The 15,170-nt window shown below is 68.5% G+C and carries 17 protein-coding genes; 6 read left to right on the plus strand and 11 right to left on the minus strand.

From position 1 onward, the window contains the following. Both ABD255_RS34575 and ABD255_RS34580 read right to left on the minus strand, forming a co-directional pair. On the minus strand, positions 1–792 hold the full coding sequence (locus ABD255_RS34575) for an MBL fold metallo-hydrolase (protein ID WP_344220988.1): 792 nt from the start codon (positions 790–792) through the stop codon (positions 1–3). Further along, entirely contained in the window at positions 789–1,598 is an 810-nt protein-coding gene (locus ABD255_RS34580) for an alpha/beta hydrolase (RefSeq protein ID WP_344220989.1), read from the minus strand. The genes ABD255_RS34575 and ABD255_RS34580 overlap by 4 nt, the downstream gene beginning before the upstream one ends. Positions 1,599–1,754: 156 nt before the next feature. On the opposite strand from ABD255_RS34580, the gene ABD255_RS34585 reads away from it, so the two are divergent. Together ABD255_RS34585 and ABD255_RS43930 are read left to right on the plus strand one after the other, a co-directional pair. Next, entirely contained in the window at positions 1,755–2,453 is a 699-nt protein-coding gene (locus ABD255_RS34585; RefSeq protein ID WP_344220990.1) for an AraC-like ligand-binding domain-containing protein, read from the plus strand. Beyond that, positions 2,402–2,707 (plus strand): helix-turn-helix transcriptional regulator, encoded by a 306-nt coding sequence (locus ABD255_RS43930; protein ID WP_425554610.1) that lies wholly within the window; start codon positions 2,402–2,404, stop codon positions 2,705–2,707. Before ABD255_RS34585 ends, ABD255_RS43930 begins: the two co-directional genes overlap by 52 nt. A 2-nt stretch (positions 2,708–2,709) precedes the next feature. On the opposite strand, the gene ABD255_RS34590 is transcribed toward ABD255_RS43930, so the two are convergent. The 6 genes from ABD255_RS34590 to ABD255_RS34615 are packed head-to-tail and all read right to left on the minus strand — an operon-like array spanning position 2,710 to position 9,935. Next, positions 2,710–3,258, minus strand: coding sequence for an isochorismatase family protein (locus tag ABD255_RS34590; RefSeq protein ID WP_344220991.1), 549 nt, complete (start codon positions 3,256–3,258; stop codon positions 2,710–2,712). Positions 3,259–3,299: 41 nt separating this feature from the next. After that, entirely contained in the window at positions 3,300–4,184 is an 885-nt protein-coding gene (locus ABD255_RS34595; RefSeq protein WP_344220992.1) for a hydroxymethylglutaryl-CoA lyase, read from the minus strand. Beyond that, positions 4,177–4,785 (minus strand): isochorismatase family protein, encoded by a 609-nt coding sequence (locus ABD255_RS34600; RefSeq protein ID WP_344220994.1) that lies wholly within the window; start codon positions 4,783–4,785, stop codon positions 4,177–4,179. The genes ABD255_RS34595 and ABD255_RS34600 overlap by 8 nt, the downstream gene beginning before the upstream one ends. Next, positions 4,782–6,653, minus strand: coding sequence for a hydantoinase B/oxoprolinase family protein (locus ABD255_RS34605; RefSeq protein ID WP_344220995.1), 1,872 nt, complete (start codon positions 6,651–6,653; stop codon positions 4,782–4,784). Before ABD255_RS34605 ends, ABD255_RS34600 begins: the two co-directional genes overlap by 4 nt. Positions 6,654–6,656: 3 nt before the next feature. After that, positions 6,657–8,726 carry a hydantoinase/oxoprolinase family protein gene (locus tag ABD255_RS34610; protein WP_344220996.1) on the minus strand — a complete coding sequence of 690 codons (2,070 nt, stop codon included), beginning with the start codon at positions 8,724–8,726 and terminating at the stop codon, positions 6,657–6,659. Between the two features lie 9 nt (positions 8,727–8,735). Beyond that, complete coding sequence (locus ABD255_RS34615; RefSeq protein ID WP_344220997.1) at positions 8,736–9,935, minus strand: CaiB/BaiF CoA transferase family protein; 1,200 nt, start codon at positions 9,933–9,935, stop codon at positions 8,736–8,738. Between the two features lie 136 nt (positions 9,936–10,071). Between ABD255_RS34615 and ABD255_RS34620 the strand changes: the two genes are divergently transcribed. Then, the gene (locus tag ABD255_RS34620; protein ID WP_344220998.1) at positions 10,072–10,716 is read left to right on the plus strand and encodes a GntR family transcriptional regulator; all 645 of its coding nucleotides are present in this window, start codon (positions 10,072–10,074) and stop codon (positions 10,714–10,716) included. On the opposite strand, the gene sigJ is transcribed toward ABD255_RS34620, so the two are convergent. Next, positions 10,660–11,655 carry an RNA polymerase sigma factor SigJ gene (gene sigJ / locus ABD255_RS34625; RefSeq protein WP_344220999.1) on the minus strand — a complete coding sequence of 332 codons (996 nt, stop codon included), beginning with the start codon at positions 11,653–11,655 and terminating at the stop codon, positions 10,660–10,662. The two genes, ABD255_RS34620 and sigJ, sit on opposite strands and share 57 nt — an antisense overlap. A 122-nt stretch (positions 11,656–11,777) precedes the next feature. Between sigJ and ABD255_RS34630 the strand changes: the two genes are divergently transcribed. The 3 genes from ABD255_RS34630 to ABD255_RS34640 all read left to right on the plus strand — a co-directional run bounded on the left by ABD255_RS34630 (position 11,778) and on the right by ABD255_RS34640 (position 13,211). Continuing rightward, the gene (locus tag ABD255_RS34630; RefSeq protein WP_344221000.1) at positions 11,778–12,212 is read left to right on the plus strand and encodes a nuclear transport factor 2 family protein; all 435 of its coding nucleotides are present in this window, start codon (positions 11,778–11,780) and stop codon (positions 12,210–12,212) included. Beyond that, on the plus strand, positions 12,209–12,586 hold the full coding sequence (locus ABD255_RS34635; protein WP_344221001.1) for a DoxX family protein: 378 nt from the start codon (positions 12,209–12,211) through the stop codon (positions 12,584–12,586). Before ABD255_RS34630 ends, ABD255_RS34635 begins: the two co-directional genes overlap by 4 nt. A 67-nt stretch (positions 12,587–12,653) precedes the next feature. After that, entirely contained in the window at positions 12,654–13,211 is a 558-nt protein-coding gene (locus ABD255_RS34640) for a DinB family protein (protein WP_344221002.1), read from the plus strand. A gap of 3 nt (positions 13,212–13,214) precedes the next feature. Here the strand turns inward: ABD255_RS34640 and ABD255_RS34645 are convergent, their stop codons facing one another. Beyond that, positions 13,215–14,111 (minus strand): carbohydrate ABC transporter permease, encoded by an 897-nt coding sequence (locus ABD255_RS34645; RefSeq protein ID WP_344221003.1) that lies wholly within the window; start codon positions 14,109–14,111, stop codon positions 13,215–13,217. Beyond that, positions 14,112–15,167, minus strand: coding sequence for a carbohydrate ABC transporter permease (locus tag ABD255_RS34650; RefSeq protein ID WP_344221004.1), 1,056 nt, complete (start codon positions 15,165–15,167; stop codon positions 14,112–14,114). It abuts the gene before it with no gap. Positions 15,168–15,170 lie beyond the last annotated feature (3 nt).

A 15,170-nucleotide genomic window follows, 5' to 3' on the forward strand; every position in this document is an offset into this window, starting at 1 on the left:
TCAGACCTCCACAGTCTTGGGGATGCCGAGCTCCAACCACAGAAGAGCAGCCCGTACTTCGGGAGCCGCGACGGCGAAGGCTTCCTCGATGGCGGAGCGGCCTTGGGTGAAGTGGCTCCAGCCTTCGTAGTGGACCGGGATGACGGTCTGTGCACGAAGAAGCTCGCAGAGTTCGACGCCATCGGGACCGGCCATGGTGTAGCGCAGGCGGCCGGTGATGGGGAACTGGACAGCGCCCAGGTGAAGCAGCACGGTCCCAACGTCGAGACGAGTGGCGACCTCGCGGACGTCGGAGGACAGGACGGTGTCGCCGGAGATCCACAGCGCGCTCTCCTCCTGCCCCTGCCACTCCAGGGCGAAACCGGCCACCTCGCCGGTGATCGGGCGGCTCAGCGGAGGACCGTGACGGCACGGAGTCGCGGTGATCTTCAGCGCGGGCGAGCCGGGCTTCTCCAGCGAGTAGATGGACCAAGGCGACAGGCCAACCGCACTGCCGCCGAGTCGACGGCCACCGGCCACAGTCGTGATGACGTTGTCGGCCTCGGGCAGTAGAGCGCGGCCTGCGTCGTCGAGGTTGTCGGCGTGATGGTCGTGGGTGAGAAGCACGGCATCGACCGGCGGCAACTCCGCGACGGCAACGGCCGGCCCGGCCACCTTGGTGGAAGCCGAGCCCCAGCCGAAGCCGTACCGGCGCCCCGGTGGATCGAAGGTCGGGTCGGTGAGCAGACACCACCCCTCGAACTCGATCAGCGCGGTGGGGCCACCGATATGGGTGATCCGGACATCGGTCACGACTTGGCAGGCACCGCGTGGCTCAGCGCCCAGTCCAGTACTTCGTCCGCGATCTTCTGCCAGCCTTCCTGGGCGGGCAGCAGGTGCGCGTACCCCTCGTACAGCTTCACCTCAGTCACCGTGTTGGACTTGTAGTGCTTCGCGTTCGAGCGCTGGACCTCCGGCGGCATGATGTGGTCTTCCGAGCCGGACACGAAGAGCAGCGGCGCGCGGTTGTCGTTGTGGTAGTCAACCCAGGTGTCCTGATGCCCGGGCTGGAAGTTCGCGAGCACGCTGCCCCAGAGGATGCCGCCGTTCGCCGGGATCGCGTACCGCTCGTACAGCGCCCGGGACTCCTCCTCGGTGAACGTGTTCGTGAACGCGTACTTGAACTCCTCGAACGACAACGGGACGGCCTTGTGCCGGTTCGCCGGGCTCTTCAGCACCGGGAACGTCGACTTCACCTGCGACAGCGGTACCACCCGGACGCCTTCGGTCGGCGCCGAGTTCATCGCCACGGCGGCCGCGCCGAAGCCGTGGTCGAGCAGGATCTGGGTGAAGGCGCCGCCGGCGGAGTGCCCGATGATGATCGGCGCCGACGGCAGTTCGCGGATCACCGCCTCGTAGTGCTCGATGATCTGGGGCACCGTCAGCTTGAGGATCGGCGTCGGGTCGGCGTTCAGCGACTCGACCTCGACCTCGAAGCCCGGGTAGCCGGGCGCGAGGACCGTGAAGCCGCGTTCCTGGTAGTGCTCGACCCAGTTCTCCCAGCTTCGCGGCGTCATCCAGAAGCCGTGCACCAAGACGATCGTGTCGGGAGCAGCCATCGCAGAAATCCCCTTCCGTCAGGTCCGTGAGCAGCCGTGGAGCTGACCCGTGAATGCTCGTCAACGTAGCCGGGACCGATCCGGCCGACATAGGATCTGCGTGCACGCTTCCGGGCTGCTGATGCACAGTCCGCCTACCTGATGCGGAGGCCGGCGATGGCGGTCATCCTCGACACGACCGGCCTGCCGCCCCAGGATCGCGCGGAGGCCTTCTACGCCGCGATGATGTCGGCGAGCGTACCCTCGCGGGTGGAGCACGAGGACCGGCACGGCAACGTGCACGCCCGGATGGACTTCTGGCAACTGGGCGCACCGGACCTGTTTCGCAACGAGGGCTCCGGGATCCGGCTGGTCCGGACCACCAGGCACATGCGGCTCGGAGCCCCCGATCGGCTGGCGCTCGCAGTACAGGTGCTCGGGACCGGTGCGTTCGACCAGGCCGGGCGCGCGCAGACGGTTCGCGCGGGAGAGTTGATGCTCGTCGACCTGACAGCGCCGTACCAGTTCGCCTGGAGCGGCAACGGCGCTTCCCTGGCCTTCCAGATCGACTACAGCGATCTAGGTCTGAGCGTTGAAACCGTGCGCGCGGCAGCAGGGCGGCTGCGCAGTAGCCCGGTGTATGAACTGGTCCTCCACCACCTCAGCGGACTCCCGCCGGTCAGCGACGCACTCCAAGGCGCCCGCTCCGCCCCGATGCTCGGTACTGCGACCACGCACCTCGTGCGCGCCCTGCTCGCCTCCGCAGCGGACGACGACACCCACCAGCGCCCAGCGATGACCGACGTCCTCTTCACCAGAATCACCTGGTACGTCCGCCATCACCTGGCCGATCCCGATCTCACCCCGGCGCAGTAGCCGCGGAGCACTTCATCTCACTCAGGTACCTCTACAAGCTGTTCGCCAGTCACAACCTCAGCTTCGAGCAGTGGCTCATCAGCGAGCGTCTCGAAAGCGCCCGCCGTCACCTCTCCTCCCCCGCCGGCCGGCACCAGCCCATCGCCGCGATCGCCGCGCAGTGGGGCTTCGCAGACGCCGGACACTTCGCCCGCCGCTTCCGCCACGCCTACGGCATGACACCGCGGGAATGGCGCCAAGACCAGAACCCTTGACCTCAGCCGGCGTCGGGAGCGGTGAACTGCACCTCGTCGGCGTGTGCCACGACCTCCAACTGGTCCCCGAGGGCCCACTCGGCGACGCGTGACACGACGGAGGCCGGCACCGCCTCGGCAACCCCCGGTACTGCGGGAACCCCCGTCGTCGTGTGCGCGTCATGCGGCAGGACCACCCGGAAGTCGCGAGCGAGCGCAGTACGGGCTGTCGCGCTGACGCACATCTCCGACATCAGCCCACAGATCGCGAGCGACCCGACTCCCCTGTCCGCGAGCAGTTCGGTCAGCGGGGTGCCGGCGAAGGCGTCATCCTGCGACTTCCGGATCACCGGTTCCCCGTCCTCGACCGGAAGCCGCAGCTCCCAACCAGGCGTCCCAGGCGCATCAGCCAGCCCGGCCGCCCCGTCGTTCTGGACATGAACCACCAGAGCCCCCGCGGCCCGCGCCTTGCCAAGTAACACCGCGACCCGATCGACCAGCCGATCCGCCTCCGGCACTGCCTCCAGACTCCCGAGCTGAACATCGATCACCAACAAGGCTTCAACAGGCATGCCGCGATCATCTGTGCGCCAGTGCAGCCGGTCAAACGGATTCAGCTGGGGAAGTTGCCGGCTCGGAGGAGGGCCGTGGGGAGGGTGGTGTCGAGGGACTGTTCCAGCCAGGCGGAGGTGGAGAGGGTTTCGGTCAGATCGAGGCCGGTTTCCAGGCCCATCCGGTGGAAGAGGTAGATGAGGTCTTCGGTGGCGACGTTGCCGGTGGCTGCGGGGGCGAAAGGGCAGCCGCCGGCGCCGCCGATGCTGGCGTCGAGCGTGGTGACGCCCGCCTGGACCGCGGCGACCGCGTTCGCGACGCCCGTATTGCGGGTGTCGTGCAGGTGAAGGCGGAGCGGAAGGTCGCTGAGTTGCCCGGCGAGGGCCAGGCGTTCGGTGATGTCGGTGGGAACGGCGACGCCGATGGTGTCGGCCAGGGCGAGTTCGTCCGGGCCTGCGGCGACCACTCGCTGAACGACTCCCCGCAGGCGCTCCACCGGCACCTCGCCTTCGAAGGGACAGCCGAAGGAGGCGCCGATGGTGATCGTGGTGAAGACTCCGGCCGCCCGCGCGGCCTGTACGAGTCCGGCCGCGACGTCGCACGCCTCGGCGGTGGTCATGCCCTGGTTCCGGTCGCAGAAGGTGTCGGTGGCAACGACCACGATGTCGACCTCGTCGACCCCGGCCGCCAGCGCACGGTCCAGCCCGCGCCCGTTCATCACCAAGCCCGCGTACCGGACGCCGTCGTACCGCGGCAGCGCGGCCATCACCTCATCCGCGTCGGCCAGTTGTGGAACGCGGCGCGGGTTGACGAAGCTGGTCACCTCGATCCGCCGGGATCCGGCCCGGACGGCGCGTTCGACGAGTTCGACCTTCGCCTCCGTGGACAGCACCACGGACTCGTTCTGCAGGCCGTCCCGTGGCGAGACCTCCACGATGTCAATCACCCGAAACCTCCGCGAGATAGGCCAGCGCGGCAGCCTCGCTGACGACTTCGGCGTACTTCGCCTGCAGGTCGGACAGGTTCGCCTCATGCGGCTCGGCCGCCCGGTCCCCGACCGCGTCCCGGACCACCAGCGGCACGAAGCCGTGCTGGATCGCGTCGACCGCCGACGCCCGGACGCACCCGCTCGTGCTCACCCCGACCATCACCACCGTGTCGATGCCGCCGGCCCGCAGGGTCGAGGCGAGCGACGTTCCGAAGAACGCGCTGGCGTACTGCTTCACGAGCACCAACTCCTCGGCAGTTGGCGCCACCTGCGGCATCAACTCCCCCATCGCGCCACCACCGTCGAACAACTGCCGCAACGCCGTCACCTTCCGCACGAACAACCCGCCGTCGATCCCGCCCGGCCCGTAGGCGACCCGCGTGTGCAGCACCGGGACCTGTACTGCGCGGGCCGCCGCGATGACCCGGCCCGCGGAGTACAGACAGCCATCGGAGGGTAGACAGAGCGGGCTGTCGGCGTCGAAGTACGCGCGCATCAGGTCGACCGCGAGCACGGCGGGCCGTCGCTCGGGCTCCAGCCGGCCTCCGAACGCGTTCATCGCGCAACGGGTGGACGCGGCGCGGCCAGGCCGGTCTCTTCCAGGCTGCGCTCCAGGATCGTCTCGATCGACGGGCCCCGGTCGAAGGTGGGCAACGGATCAGGCCGCGTACTACGGCGCTCAGCGCGCAGGTCCTCCGTGGCCCGGCCATCCACCACGCCTGCCTCGTCGCACACCACGCCGTATCGGCGAGCACCCTCGACGCTGATCAGTCCCCGTAGCACCTCGAGTCCGACCAGCGCCGCGTCCCGAGCCAGCGGATCACCCCAGCCACCGCCACCCCACGTGACGAAGTGGAGCAGATCCCCGACGGCCACCGGTACGTCGTGCACCTTGCTGCCGAGCATCTCCCGCGAACCGTCGGCGCGTTCGAGCCACTTGCGGCTGCGGGCTCCGGGCTCGCCGCCGTTGACTCCCCACGGATACGTGAGCCAGCGGTCGTCGTGGATCGCGATCGTCCCCGCCTCCAGGAACCGGTAGGCCACGTCGACCCCGTTCCCGCCGCGATGCAGGCCGGCGCCGCCGGTGTCCGTCACGGTCTCCCAGCGTTCGATCCGGAGCGGGTAGTACGACTCGAGGTACTCGCACGGGATGTTGACGAACGACGGCCAGAGCGAATGCCCGTCCGGCCCGTCGCCCACCGGCCGGCCGGGAATCCCGCCGAAGCCGATCGAGTACAGCTGGAACCAGTCCCCCTTGCGATCACCCGGTCCGTAGTTGCCGGAGTACATGAAGTGAGGCGAGGAGGAGAACCCGGCGGCGTTGAGCAGCGACGGATTCGTCTGGCCGAGCAGACCGCCGAACAGGTCGAAGACCCGGCCGATGCCGTGGTTGCGCGCGTTCAGGGCGGCGGGGAACTTCGGCTTCCAGAACGACTCGTCGGGGATCTTCACGTCCACCAGCGGGTAGAACCCGTCGTTCCAGAGGATCTGCGGATCGGCGACGGTGATCATGTAGATCCCGAAGAACATCCGGACCAGGTTCTCGTTGATGTAGTAGTTGATCGGGCCCTGCGCCTGCGGACTGCTGCCGGTGAAGTCGAGCAGGACCTTCTCGCCGGTCCTGGTGAGGCTGAGCTTCAGCTCGTACGGGCCGTAGCCGAGGCCGTCGTCGCAGATGTAGTCGGTGAACGAGATCGTCTCGCCGTCGGTGAACACCATCTCCAGCAGCGTCTTCATCGCCCGGTGGTTGCGGTCGAGCAACTGGTCGAGCGCGGAGTTGTAGGTGTCGGCGCCGAACCGCGCACACATCTCCTGGACCCGGCGCGACGCGGTCCGGCAGGCCGCGACGATGCCGTACAGGTCGGCGCGGTTCCAGTCCGGCTTGCGCACCTGGTTGAGGATGATCCGCAGCGCGTCCTCGTCGAGCACGCCCTTCTTGTAGAGCTTGAACGGCGGGATCACCACCCCTTCCTCGTAGATCGTCCGGGCGTCGGTCGGCATCGAGGCCGGGGACTTGTCGCCCACGTCGGACATGTGGCCGAACATCGCCGCCCAGCCGACGATCCGGCCGTCGACGTAGATCGGCATCACCACCAGCCAGTCGTTCGCGTGGCTGATCGCGGCGCCGCAGGAGTACGGGTCCGAGGTGAGCAGCACGTCGCCCTCCTCGATGTCCCCGGCGAAGTTCTCCAGGAAGTCGGGGATCGACAGCCCGAACTGGCCGACCATCATCTTGCCCGCGGGGTTGGCGATCAGCGGGAACTCGTCGTGCTGCTCGCGGATACCGGGGGACAGCGCGGTCCGGAAGAGCACCTCGTCCATCTCGTAGCGGGCGTTGCGCAGGCCGTTCTCGACCAGGTCGAGGGTCACCACGTCCACCTCGACGGAGCGCAGCGGATCGGTCGCGGTTTCGATCAGACGAGCCATGGGTCAACACTCCCTAGCGATAGGACGGATCAGCAGGCACCCGCTCCGGTGCACTGTCGCCGCATGCTCCGGCAGCACCAGGGTGGTCGAGTCCATCTCGGTGATGATCGCCGGACCAGCGACGACGTTGCCCGCGCGGAGCTGCTCCCGGTCGTACACAGCGGCTGTCAGTTCGGAGCCCTCGACCCAGATGCTGTGGTGCGCCCGTACTGCGTGCCGCGGGTCCTCGTCGCCTGCTTCCAGTTCGGGTGAGGTGACGTCCGGTCGGGGTCCGTGGGCGGTGGCCCGGACCGTGACGAGCTCGTGCTCGGTGTCGAGGACGAAGGAGAACAGCCGCTGGTGCTCGGTGTCGAACGCCGTCCGCAGCGCCGCGAGCCCGCCGCCGTCACCGTCGAAGGTGTCGAGGTCGACGGGGATCGGGATCTCGAAGCCCTGCCCGTGGTAGCGCAGATCCACCGAGTAGACGACGCGCTGGTCCTCCTCGGCGACCGCCTGCTCGACCAGGGAGGCGCGCACTTTGCCGGCGAGCTCGTCGAGGAGTTCCCGCAGGCTGTCGTCGGTGAGCTCGCCGAACCGGCGGACCAGGGTTCGTACGGTTTCGTTCCGCAGGTTGGTGGTCGCGTCGCCGTAGGCGCAGAGCACTCCGGGCGACGGCGGGATGATGACGGGCCAGGCCCCGGTCAGCTTGCCCAGCGCGTTGGCGTGCAGCGGTCCGGCGCCGCCGAACGCGACCAGGGCGAAGTCGCGCGGATCGAAGCCCTGCTGCACCGAGACCAGCCGCAACGCGCCGAACATGTTCTCGTTGACGATGTCGACGATGCCCGCGGCGGCCGCCTCGGTCGACTCCAGTCCGGTGGCGTCGGCGATCGGCTTCACCGCCGCTCGTGCCGCGTCACGGTCGAGCGTGATCTCGCCACCGGCCAGGTCGGTGGGCAGATACCCCAGTACGACGTTCGCGTCGGTGACCGTCGGCTGATTACCACCGGCCGCGTACGCCGCCGGCCCGGGCGAGGCGCCCGCCGACTGGGGTCCGACCCGCAACGCCTGCGTCAGTGGCGGCACATGCGCGATCGAGCCGCCGCCCGCGCCGACAGTGCGCACGTCCACGGAGGTCGCCCGGACCTTCAGGTCCCCGACGGTGGTCTCGCGGCCCACTCGCGGCGTCAGGTTCTGCACGAGGGCGACATCGGTCGACGTACCGCCCATGTCGAAGGTCAGGAAGTCCGGATAGCCGGCCTGCTCCGCCACCCAGGTCGCGCCGGTCACTCCCCCGGCCGGTCCCGACAGCAACAGGTTCACCGGGCTGTCGGCCGCTACAGCCGCGGAGACCAGGCCGCCGTCGCTGCGGAGGATGCAGAGCCTTCCGTCCACGCCCGCCTCGCGGAGCTGCGACTCCAGGTTGGCGACGTAGCGAGCCACCTGCGGCTGGACCACGGCGTTCGCGACCGTGGTGATCGTGCGCTCGTACTCGCGCAACTCCGGCAGCACCGAGGACGAGATCGAGACGGACATCCCGGGGAGCTCCTCGGCGGCCAGTTCGGCCACGCGCCGCTCGTGCGCCGGGTTGGCGTACGAGTTGATCAGGCTGACGCTGAGCGCCTCGATTCCCCGCGACCGCAGGGTCCGCAGCTTCGCCCGGACGTCCTCCTCGTCCAGCTCGGTCACCACGTCCCCGTGTGCGCCGATCCGGCCGACGACCTCGACCGTGTCCTCGAGCGCGGCCAGCGGTTCGGGCTTGGGCCAGATGATCCAGCCGGCCAGACCACCCGGTACGAACGACCGGGCGATCTGCAGCACCTGCCGGAATCCGTCGGTGGTGACCAGGCCGACCCGGGCGCCCTTGCCCTCGAGGATCGCGTTGGTGGCGACGGTGGTGCCGTGGAAGACCTCACCGATCTCGGACATCCGGACGCCGGCCGCCGTACAGGCGCGCTCGATGCCCCGCAGTACGCCGATCGACTGGTCCTCGGGGGTGGACGAGGTCTTGGCGCGATAGGTGTCGCCGGTGTCCTCGTCGATCAACAGGATGTCGGTGAACGTTCCCCCCACGTCCACGCCGAGCCGGTACGTCATGGTTCCTCCTCAGATGACACCGGCCGAGCGCAGCGACGTCATCGCGTCGTCGCCGAGACCCAGCAGGTCGCGGTAGATCTCTTCGTTGTGCTCGCCGAGGTCCGGGCCGACGTGCCGGACCCGGCCCGGGCTCGCGGAGAGCTTGGGGACGACGTTGTGCATCGCGAACTCCCCCAGCTCGGGATGCAGCAGCCGGACGATCGCCTCCCGGGCCCGGAAGTGCGGGTCCCCGAGCATGTCCTTGGCCTGATAGATCCGGCCCGCGGGAACCCCGTGGGCGTTCAGCTTCTCGAGCAGCTCGTCGGCCTTGACGGTGGCGCTCCAGGCGGCGATCAGGCCGTCCAGCTCCGCCATCGACTGGCCGCGGGCGTGGTGGGTTGCGTACCGCTCGTCGGTGGCCAGCTCCGGCTGCCCCATCGCCTCGGCCAGCCGGCGGAACACCGTGTCCTGGTTGGCGGCGACCAGGATCATCTCGCCGTCGGCGGTCGGATAGACGTTGCTCGGGGCAACGTTCGGCAGGGTGGTCCCGGTCCGCTCGCGCTGGTAGCCGGCGATCTGGTACTCCGGGACGAGGGACTCCATCATCGCCAGGACGGCTTCGTAGATCGCCGAGTCGACGACCTGCCCCTGGCCCGTCCGCTCCCGCTGGTGCAGGGCGACGAGGGTGCCGAGACAGGCGAAGGTCGCCGCCAGCGAGTCGCCGAGGGAGATCCCGGCACGGGCCGGTGGGCGGTCGGGATCACCGGTGACGTAACGGATTCCGCCCATCGCCTCGCCGATCGACCCGTAGCCGGCGCGTTCGGAGTACGGGCCGGTCTGGCCGAACCCGCTGACCCGGGTGACGATCAGGCCGGGGTTGAGCTCCCACAGTTGCTCGGGGCCCAGCCCCCATCGCTCGAGGGTGCCGGGGCGGAAGTTCTCGATCAGTACGTCGGCTCGGGCGATCAGGCGGCGGACCAGGTCCTGCCCGGTCCCCGTCCTGAGGTCGGCGGTGACCGACTTCTTGTTCCGGGCAACGACCGGCCACCACAGGGACTTGCCGTACGGCTTCTCGCGGCCCCACTGCCGCATCGGATCGCCGCGCTCGGGGTCCTCGACCTTGATCACCTCAGCGCCGAAGTCGCCGAGCAGTTGACCGCAGAACGGCCCGGCCAGGAGCTGCCCGAGCTCCACCACGCGGATGTCGTCCAGGGGCAGCGGGTCACTCATGCAGTCCTCAATCTCAGCCTAAATTGCATACGATTTGCCGGAATGATCGAAAACCTAGGCCGAATCGAGCGCGCCTGTCAACGACTTCTTCAGATGATTGCATGCAATCTCGTCCGTTGATACGGTGACGCCCACCATGAGCGACCGCACCCCGAGCGCCGACGACGCCTACCACCTGATCCGCGAGCAGATCCTGTCCGGCCACCGCGCCGGCGGCGACTGGCTGCGCGAGGGCGAGTTGGCCGAATCGATCGGCGTCAGCCGTACTCCGGTCCGGGAGGCGCTGCGCCGGCTCACGGCCGAGGGCCTGGTCCACTACGAGCGCAACCGCGGCGTACAGGTCCAGGACTGGAGCGAGCACGACCTGGACGAGATCTTCAGCCTTCGCGCGGTCCTCGAACCCTGGGGCTGCCGCCTCGCCGCCGTCGCCGGCATCGTCGACGTCGACGTCCTGGACGACCTCGCCACCCAGATGGACAAGGTCGCTCCCGGTGGCCGTCCGACCGACGTCGACAAGCTCACCGATCTGAACAACCTCTTCCACCGCACGATCCTGGAGGGGGCCCAGAACAGCCGGCTGACCGGCGTGATCTCCTCGGTCGTCCAGGTCCCACTGGTCTGGCGGACCTTCACCCGCTACACGCCCGAGGCGCTCCAGCGCAGCCTCGCCCACCACCACGAACTGGTCGCGGCCCTGACCGCTCAGGACCCGGTCTGGGCCGAATCAGTCATGCAGAGTCACGTCCGGGCCGCCTGGCACACCCTCCGCACTCCCGACTGACGTCCAGGGGCGGAGCTTCTCGGGGTTCCGCACTGCCCAGATGTGCCTGATCCGGTCGCCTGCGACCTCGAAGGCGATCACCCCCACCGTGACGCCGTCCAGTTGAGCGATCAGGCCGGGCTGTCCGTTGACCGTGCGCTCCAGAATCGTGAATCCGAGCGCCTGGGTGGAGGCTTGGACGGCGAGGTCGACGTAGAAGCGCGCGACCTGCTCGCTGCCCGTCATCGGGCGCAGTACCGCGGTCGCCAGGCCGCCGCCGTCGCCGATCGCCGTGACAGCGGGATCGAGCAGGCCGATGAGAGCTTCGATGTCCTTGGCTTCCCAGGCCACTTTGAAGTCCCTGACGAGGTCGGCGTGCCGGGCTGCCGGAGTCGCGGGGGCCTGGGCGACGCGGAGGCGACGGCGGGCCGACGAGGCCAGTTGGCGACAGGCCGCCGGCGTACGGCCGACGATCTCGGCCACCTCGGCATACGGGTAACCGAAGACCTCGTGCAGGACGAAGGCGACGCGCTCGGCCGGGGTCATCGCGTCGAGCACGACGAGGAAGGCCATCGTGATCGACTCGTCGAGAGTGACCTGCTCGGCCGGGTCGGCGGTGATCCCGCCCGATCGCCGGCCGTCCCACTCCGTACCGTCGGGCACCGGCTCCGGGATCCATTCGCCGACGTACTTCTCCCGCCGGACCCGGGCCGAACGCAGCAGATCGAGGCAGATGCGGCTCGCGACCTTCGTCAGCCAGGCGGCAGGGGTCTCGATGGCTTCCCGCTGCGGGAGGGACAGGGCGTACCACCGGGCGTACGTCTCCTGTACGACGTCCTCGGCCTCGGCGAGTGAGCCGAGGAGCCGGTACGCCAGATTGATCAACTGGCGCCGCTCGCTCATGATCGCGCTCAGGTCCGGATCGAGCCGGTCGTCTCCCGGCCCGGCTGGGGTGGTCATGACAGCTCCCTTGGTCGCGGCGTTCCTTACCCCTTCCGACGAGCCGGGCCACCGAAGTGTGAGGTCGCCTGACATCCCGGCTGCCTGTCTCGTCGGAGCGGGTGAGACGAAGGAGACAACCGATGAACGACTTTCAGGCTATCGCCGATCGCGTCGAGCTCGCGGCGCTGCAGGCCGAGTTCACCGACGCGGGCATGACGCACGACCTCGATCGGTTCGCGGCGTTGTTCACCGAGGACGGCCGGTGGGTCATCCCCGGTGTGGAGGAGTTCGGCAGCCGGGCGGAGATCCGGGCCGGCATCGAACGCCTGCAGAAGCTCTGGCAGTACTTCGTACAGAACGCCCACCCCGGCGTGCTCGAACTCGAGGGCGACACCGCCACCGGCCGCACCTACATCCAGGAGTTCGGCCTCATGCGCGACGGCAACTCGTACGCGAACTACGCCCTGTACCACGACCGCTACCGCCGTACCGAGAACGGCTGGAAGTTCGCGGAGCGCGTCTACGAGGTTCGGTACCTCGACACCACTCCGCTGGAGGGCTCGGCCCCCGCATGAACACCTTCCTGTGGATCCTCGCCGCCCTGGTCGCGGCCCTCTTCTTCGCATCCGGCGCCAAGAAGCTGCTCCAGTCCAAGGAGCAGTTGGCCGCCGGAGGCTTCGCGTGGACGGAGGACTTCAGTCCCGCGATGATCAAGGCGATCGGCGTCCTGGAGATCCTCGCGGCGATCGGCCTCATCGTCCCGCCACTCCTCGACATCGCACCGGTCCTGGTACCGCTGGCGGCCGCCGGCCTGGTCCTGTTGATGCTGGGCGCAACAATCACCCACCTCCGCCGCAAGGAACTCTCGGCGATCGGCATCACCTTGGTCCTGGCGCTCCTCCCCCTCATCCTCGTCTGGGGCCGCTTCGGCCCGTCCCCGCTGAGCTAGCCGTACTCACTTCGGTCTGGGCCAAATCGACTGGCGAGCTCGGCCGGCGCGGACGAAGATGGCCCGCATGAGCGACGAACCCGCACGCTGGAGCCAGGCAACCGTCTACCCGGACATGTGGGCCGACCCGGACGACGACCCCCGCAACAACGAAGACAGCCCGGACGGCGAACTGGCGACGCTGCAGGACTTCCTGAGGAACTACCGCATAACCCTGCTGATGAAGTGCGAGGGCCTGACCCCGGAGCAACTGGCCCGTCGGTCGGTGCCGCCGTCGACGATGTCGCTGCTCGGCCTGCTCCGGCACCTCGCCTGGGCGGAACGGGACTGGCAGAACTGGATCACCGACGGCGACCCGCGGCCGAACCTGTACGGCGAGGGTGACGGCGGTTTCGAGGGGGCCGTCGCCGACCAGGCCGAGGTTGACGCCGCGTACGCCGCCCTGGCCCGCGAGCAGGCCGCAACCGACGCCGCCCTGGCCGAACACCCGGACCTGGGCGAGCGCGTGGGCAAGGACAAGATCGCCGTCCGGGAGTTGCTGGTCCACAGAATCGAGGAGTACGCCCGCCACTGCGGCCACGCCGACCTACTCCGCGAGTGCGTCGACGGCCGGGTAGGCCAGTAGCTTTCAGCGGCCGCCGGTGAAGGCGATGCCGTTGGTGATTTGTTTTTGGGCGAAGAAGAAGATGGCCAGGCATGGCAGGGTGATCAGGACTGAGGTTGCCATCAGCAACGGGGTGTCGGTGCCGTTGACGGACTGGAAACCGGCCAGGGCCAGCGGCAGCGTCTTCCACTGGTCGGAGTTGATGTAGATGGCGGGGCCCAGGAAGTTGTTCCAGTAGCCCATGAACAGCAGGATCGAGATGGCGACGACGGCGGGCCTGGCCAGCGGCAGGTAGACCGAGAGGAACATCCGGAACCAGCCGCAACCGTCGACCACCGCGGCGTCGGCCAGTTCGGACGGCATCCGGGAGAAGAACTGGCGGAACAGGAAGATGTAGAAGGGCGACCCGAAGAACGCCGGCAGGATCAGCGGGTAGAGGGTGTCGATCATGCCGAGGTTGTTGAAGAGCATGAACTGGGGAACCATGGTCACCTCCCCCGGCAGCAGCATGGTGGCCAGGACCACACCGAAGACGACGCCGGAGAAGCGGACCCGGAGCCGGGCGAAGGCGAAGCCGGCCAGGGCGCAGGAGAAGACGGTGCCGACGATCGGGATCAAGGTCGTGAGCACCGAGTTGAGGGCGTAGCGCCAGAACGGGAACGACGTGATGGCGCGGGCGTAGTTGTCCCAGAGGAATTCGCGGGGCCAGATGCTGGCGCCGGAACTGCCCACTCCCGCCAGGGAGCGCAGGGACGTGGCGATCATCCAGAGGAACGGGTAGACGAAGGCGAGCGAGCCCAGCGCCAGTACGACGTACAGGACGATCGTCAGCGGGAGGTTGCGGCGCCAGTACGGGCGGTCGGCTCGGCGGACGACGGCAGGCTCCTCCAGAGCGGGTCGGGACTCGATCAGGACAGCCATTCAGCCCTTCCTCACCCGGACCCGGCGACGGCGGCCGCCCAGTTCGGTCTCGTAGTACACGGCGAAGGCACTTCCGCGCAGGGTCACGGCGGTCAGCGCCAGGATGATGACGAACAGGATCCAGGCCAGCGCGGAGGCATAACCCATCCGGAAGTTCTGGAACGCGTTGTCGTAGAGGTAATAGACGAAGAACAGCAGCGAGTCCTTCGGGCCGCCGTTCGCGACGAAGCCCTGGGTGAAGATCTGCAGAGCGCCGATGATGCCGGTCAACGCGTTGAACAGGATGATCGGTGACAGCTGCGGCAGGGTGACGTGCCAGAAGAGGCGCACCGGTCCCGCGCCGTCCAGAGCCGCCGCCTCGTACAGGTTCAGCGGCACGTCCTTCAGCCCGGCCAGGTAGATCACCATCGCGCCGCCGACCGTCCACAGACTCATCAGGATCACCGTCGGCAACGCCCAGGAAGCATCGTTGAACCAGCCCGGCCCCTGCACGCCCAGCTTCCCCAGCAGATCGTTCGCCAGCCCGTACTGCGGATTGAACACCCACAGGAACAGCACGATCTGGGCCACGCCGGACACCAGGCTCGGCAGGTACCAGACGGTCCGGAAGAACCGGATCCCCGGCAGGTCGACGTTCATCAGCAGCGCGACCAGGAACGCCAGCGCGGTCTGCAACGGCACGCTGATCACCGCGTAGAGCAGCGTCACCTTGATCGCCTGCGCCACCCGCGGGTCCTGGAAGGCCTCGGTGTAGTTGGCGAGTCCCACGTACCGCGGCGGCGTGATCAGGTCCCAGGAGGTGAGGCTGACGACGATCGAGGAGATCATCGGGCCGACAGTGAAGACCAGGAAGCCGATCAGCCAGGGCGAGATGAACAGCCAGAACGCGATCGTCTTGTCGGCCCGCGGCCACCTGCGCCTCGCCCCGTACGCCGCCAGCCCGATGACGGCGTACAGGACGATCAGCAGCACCAGGAACGGGACCAGCGGCACCAGCGCCGCGGGAACACCCCAGGACTCCGCGAGCGCGCGGATCCAGCCGATGGTCGGGTTCATGGT

This window comes from Kribbella sancticallisti, from assembly GCF_039530625.1.
Lineage (GTDB): Bacteria > Actinomycetota > Actinomycetes > Propionibacteriales > Kribbellaceae > Kribbella > Kribbella sancticallisti.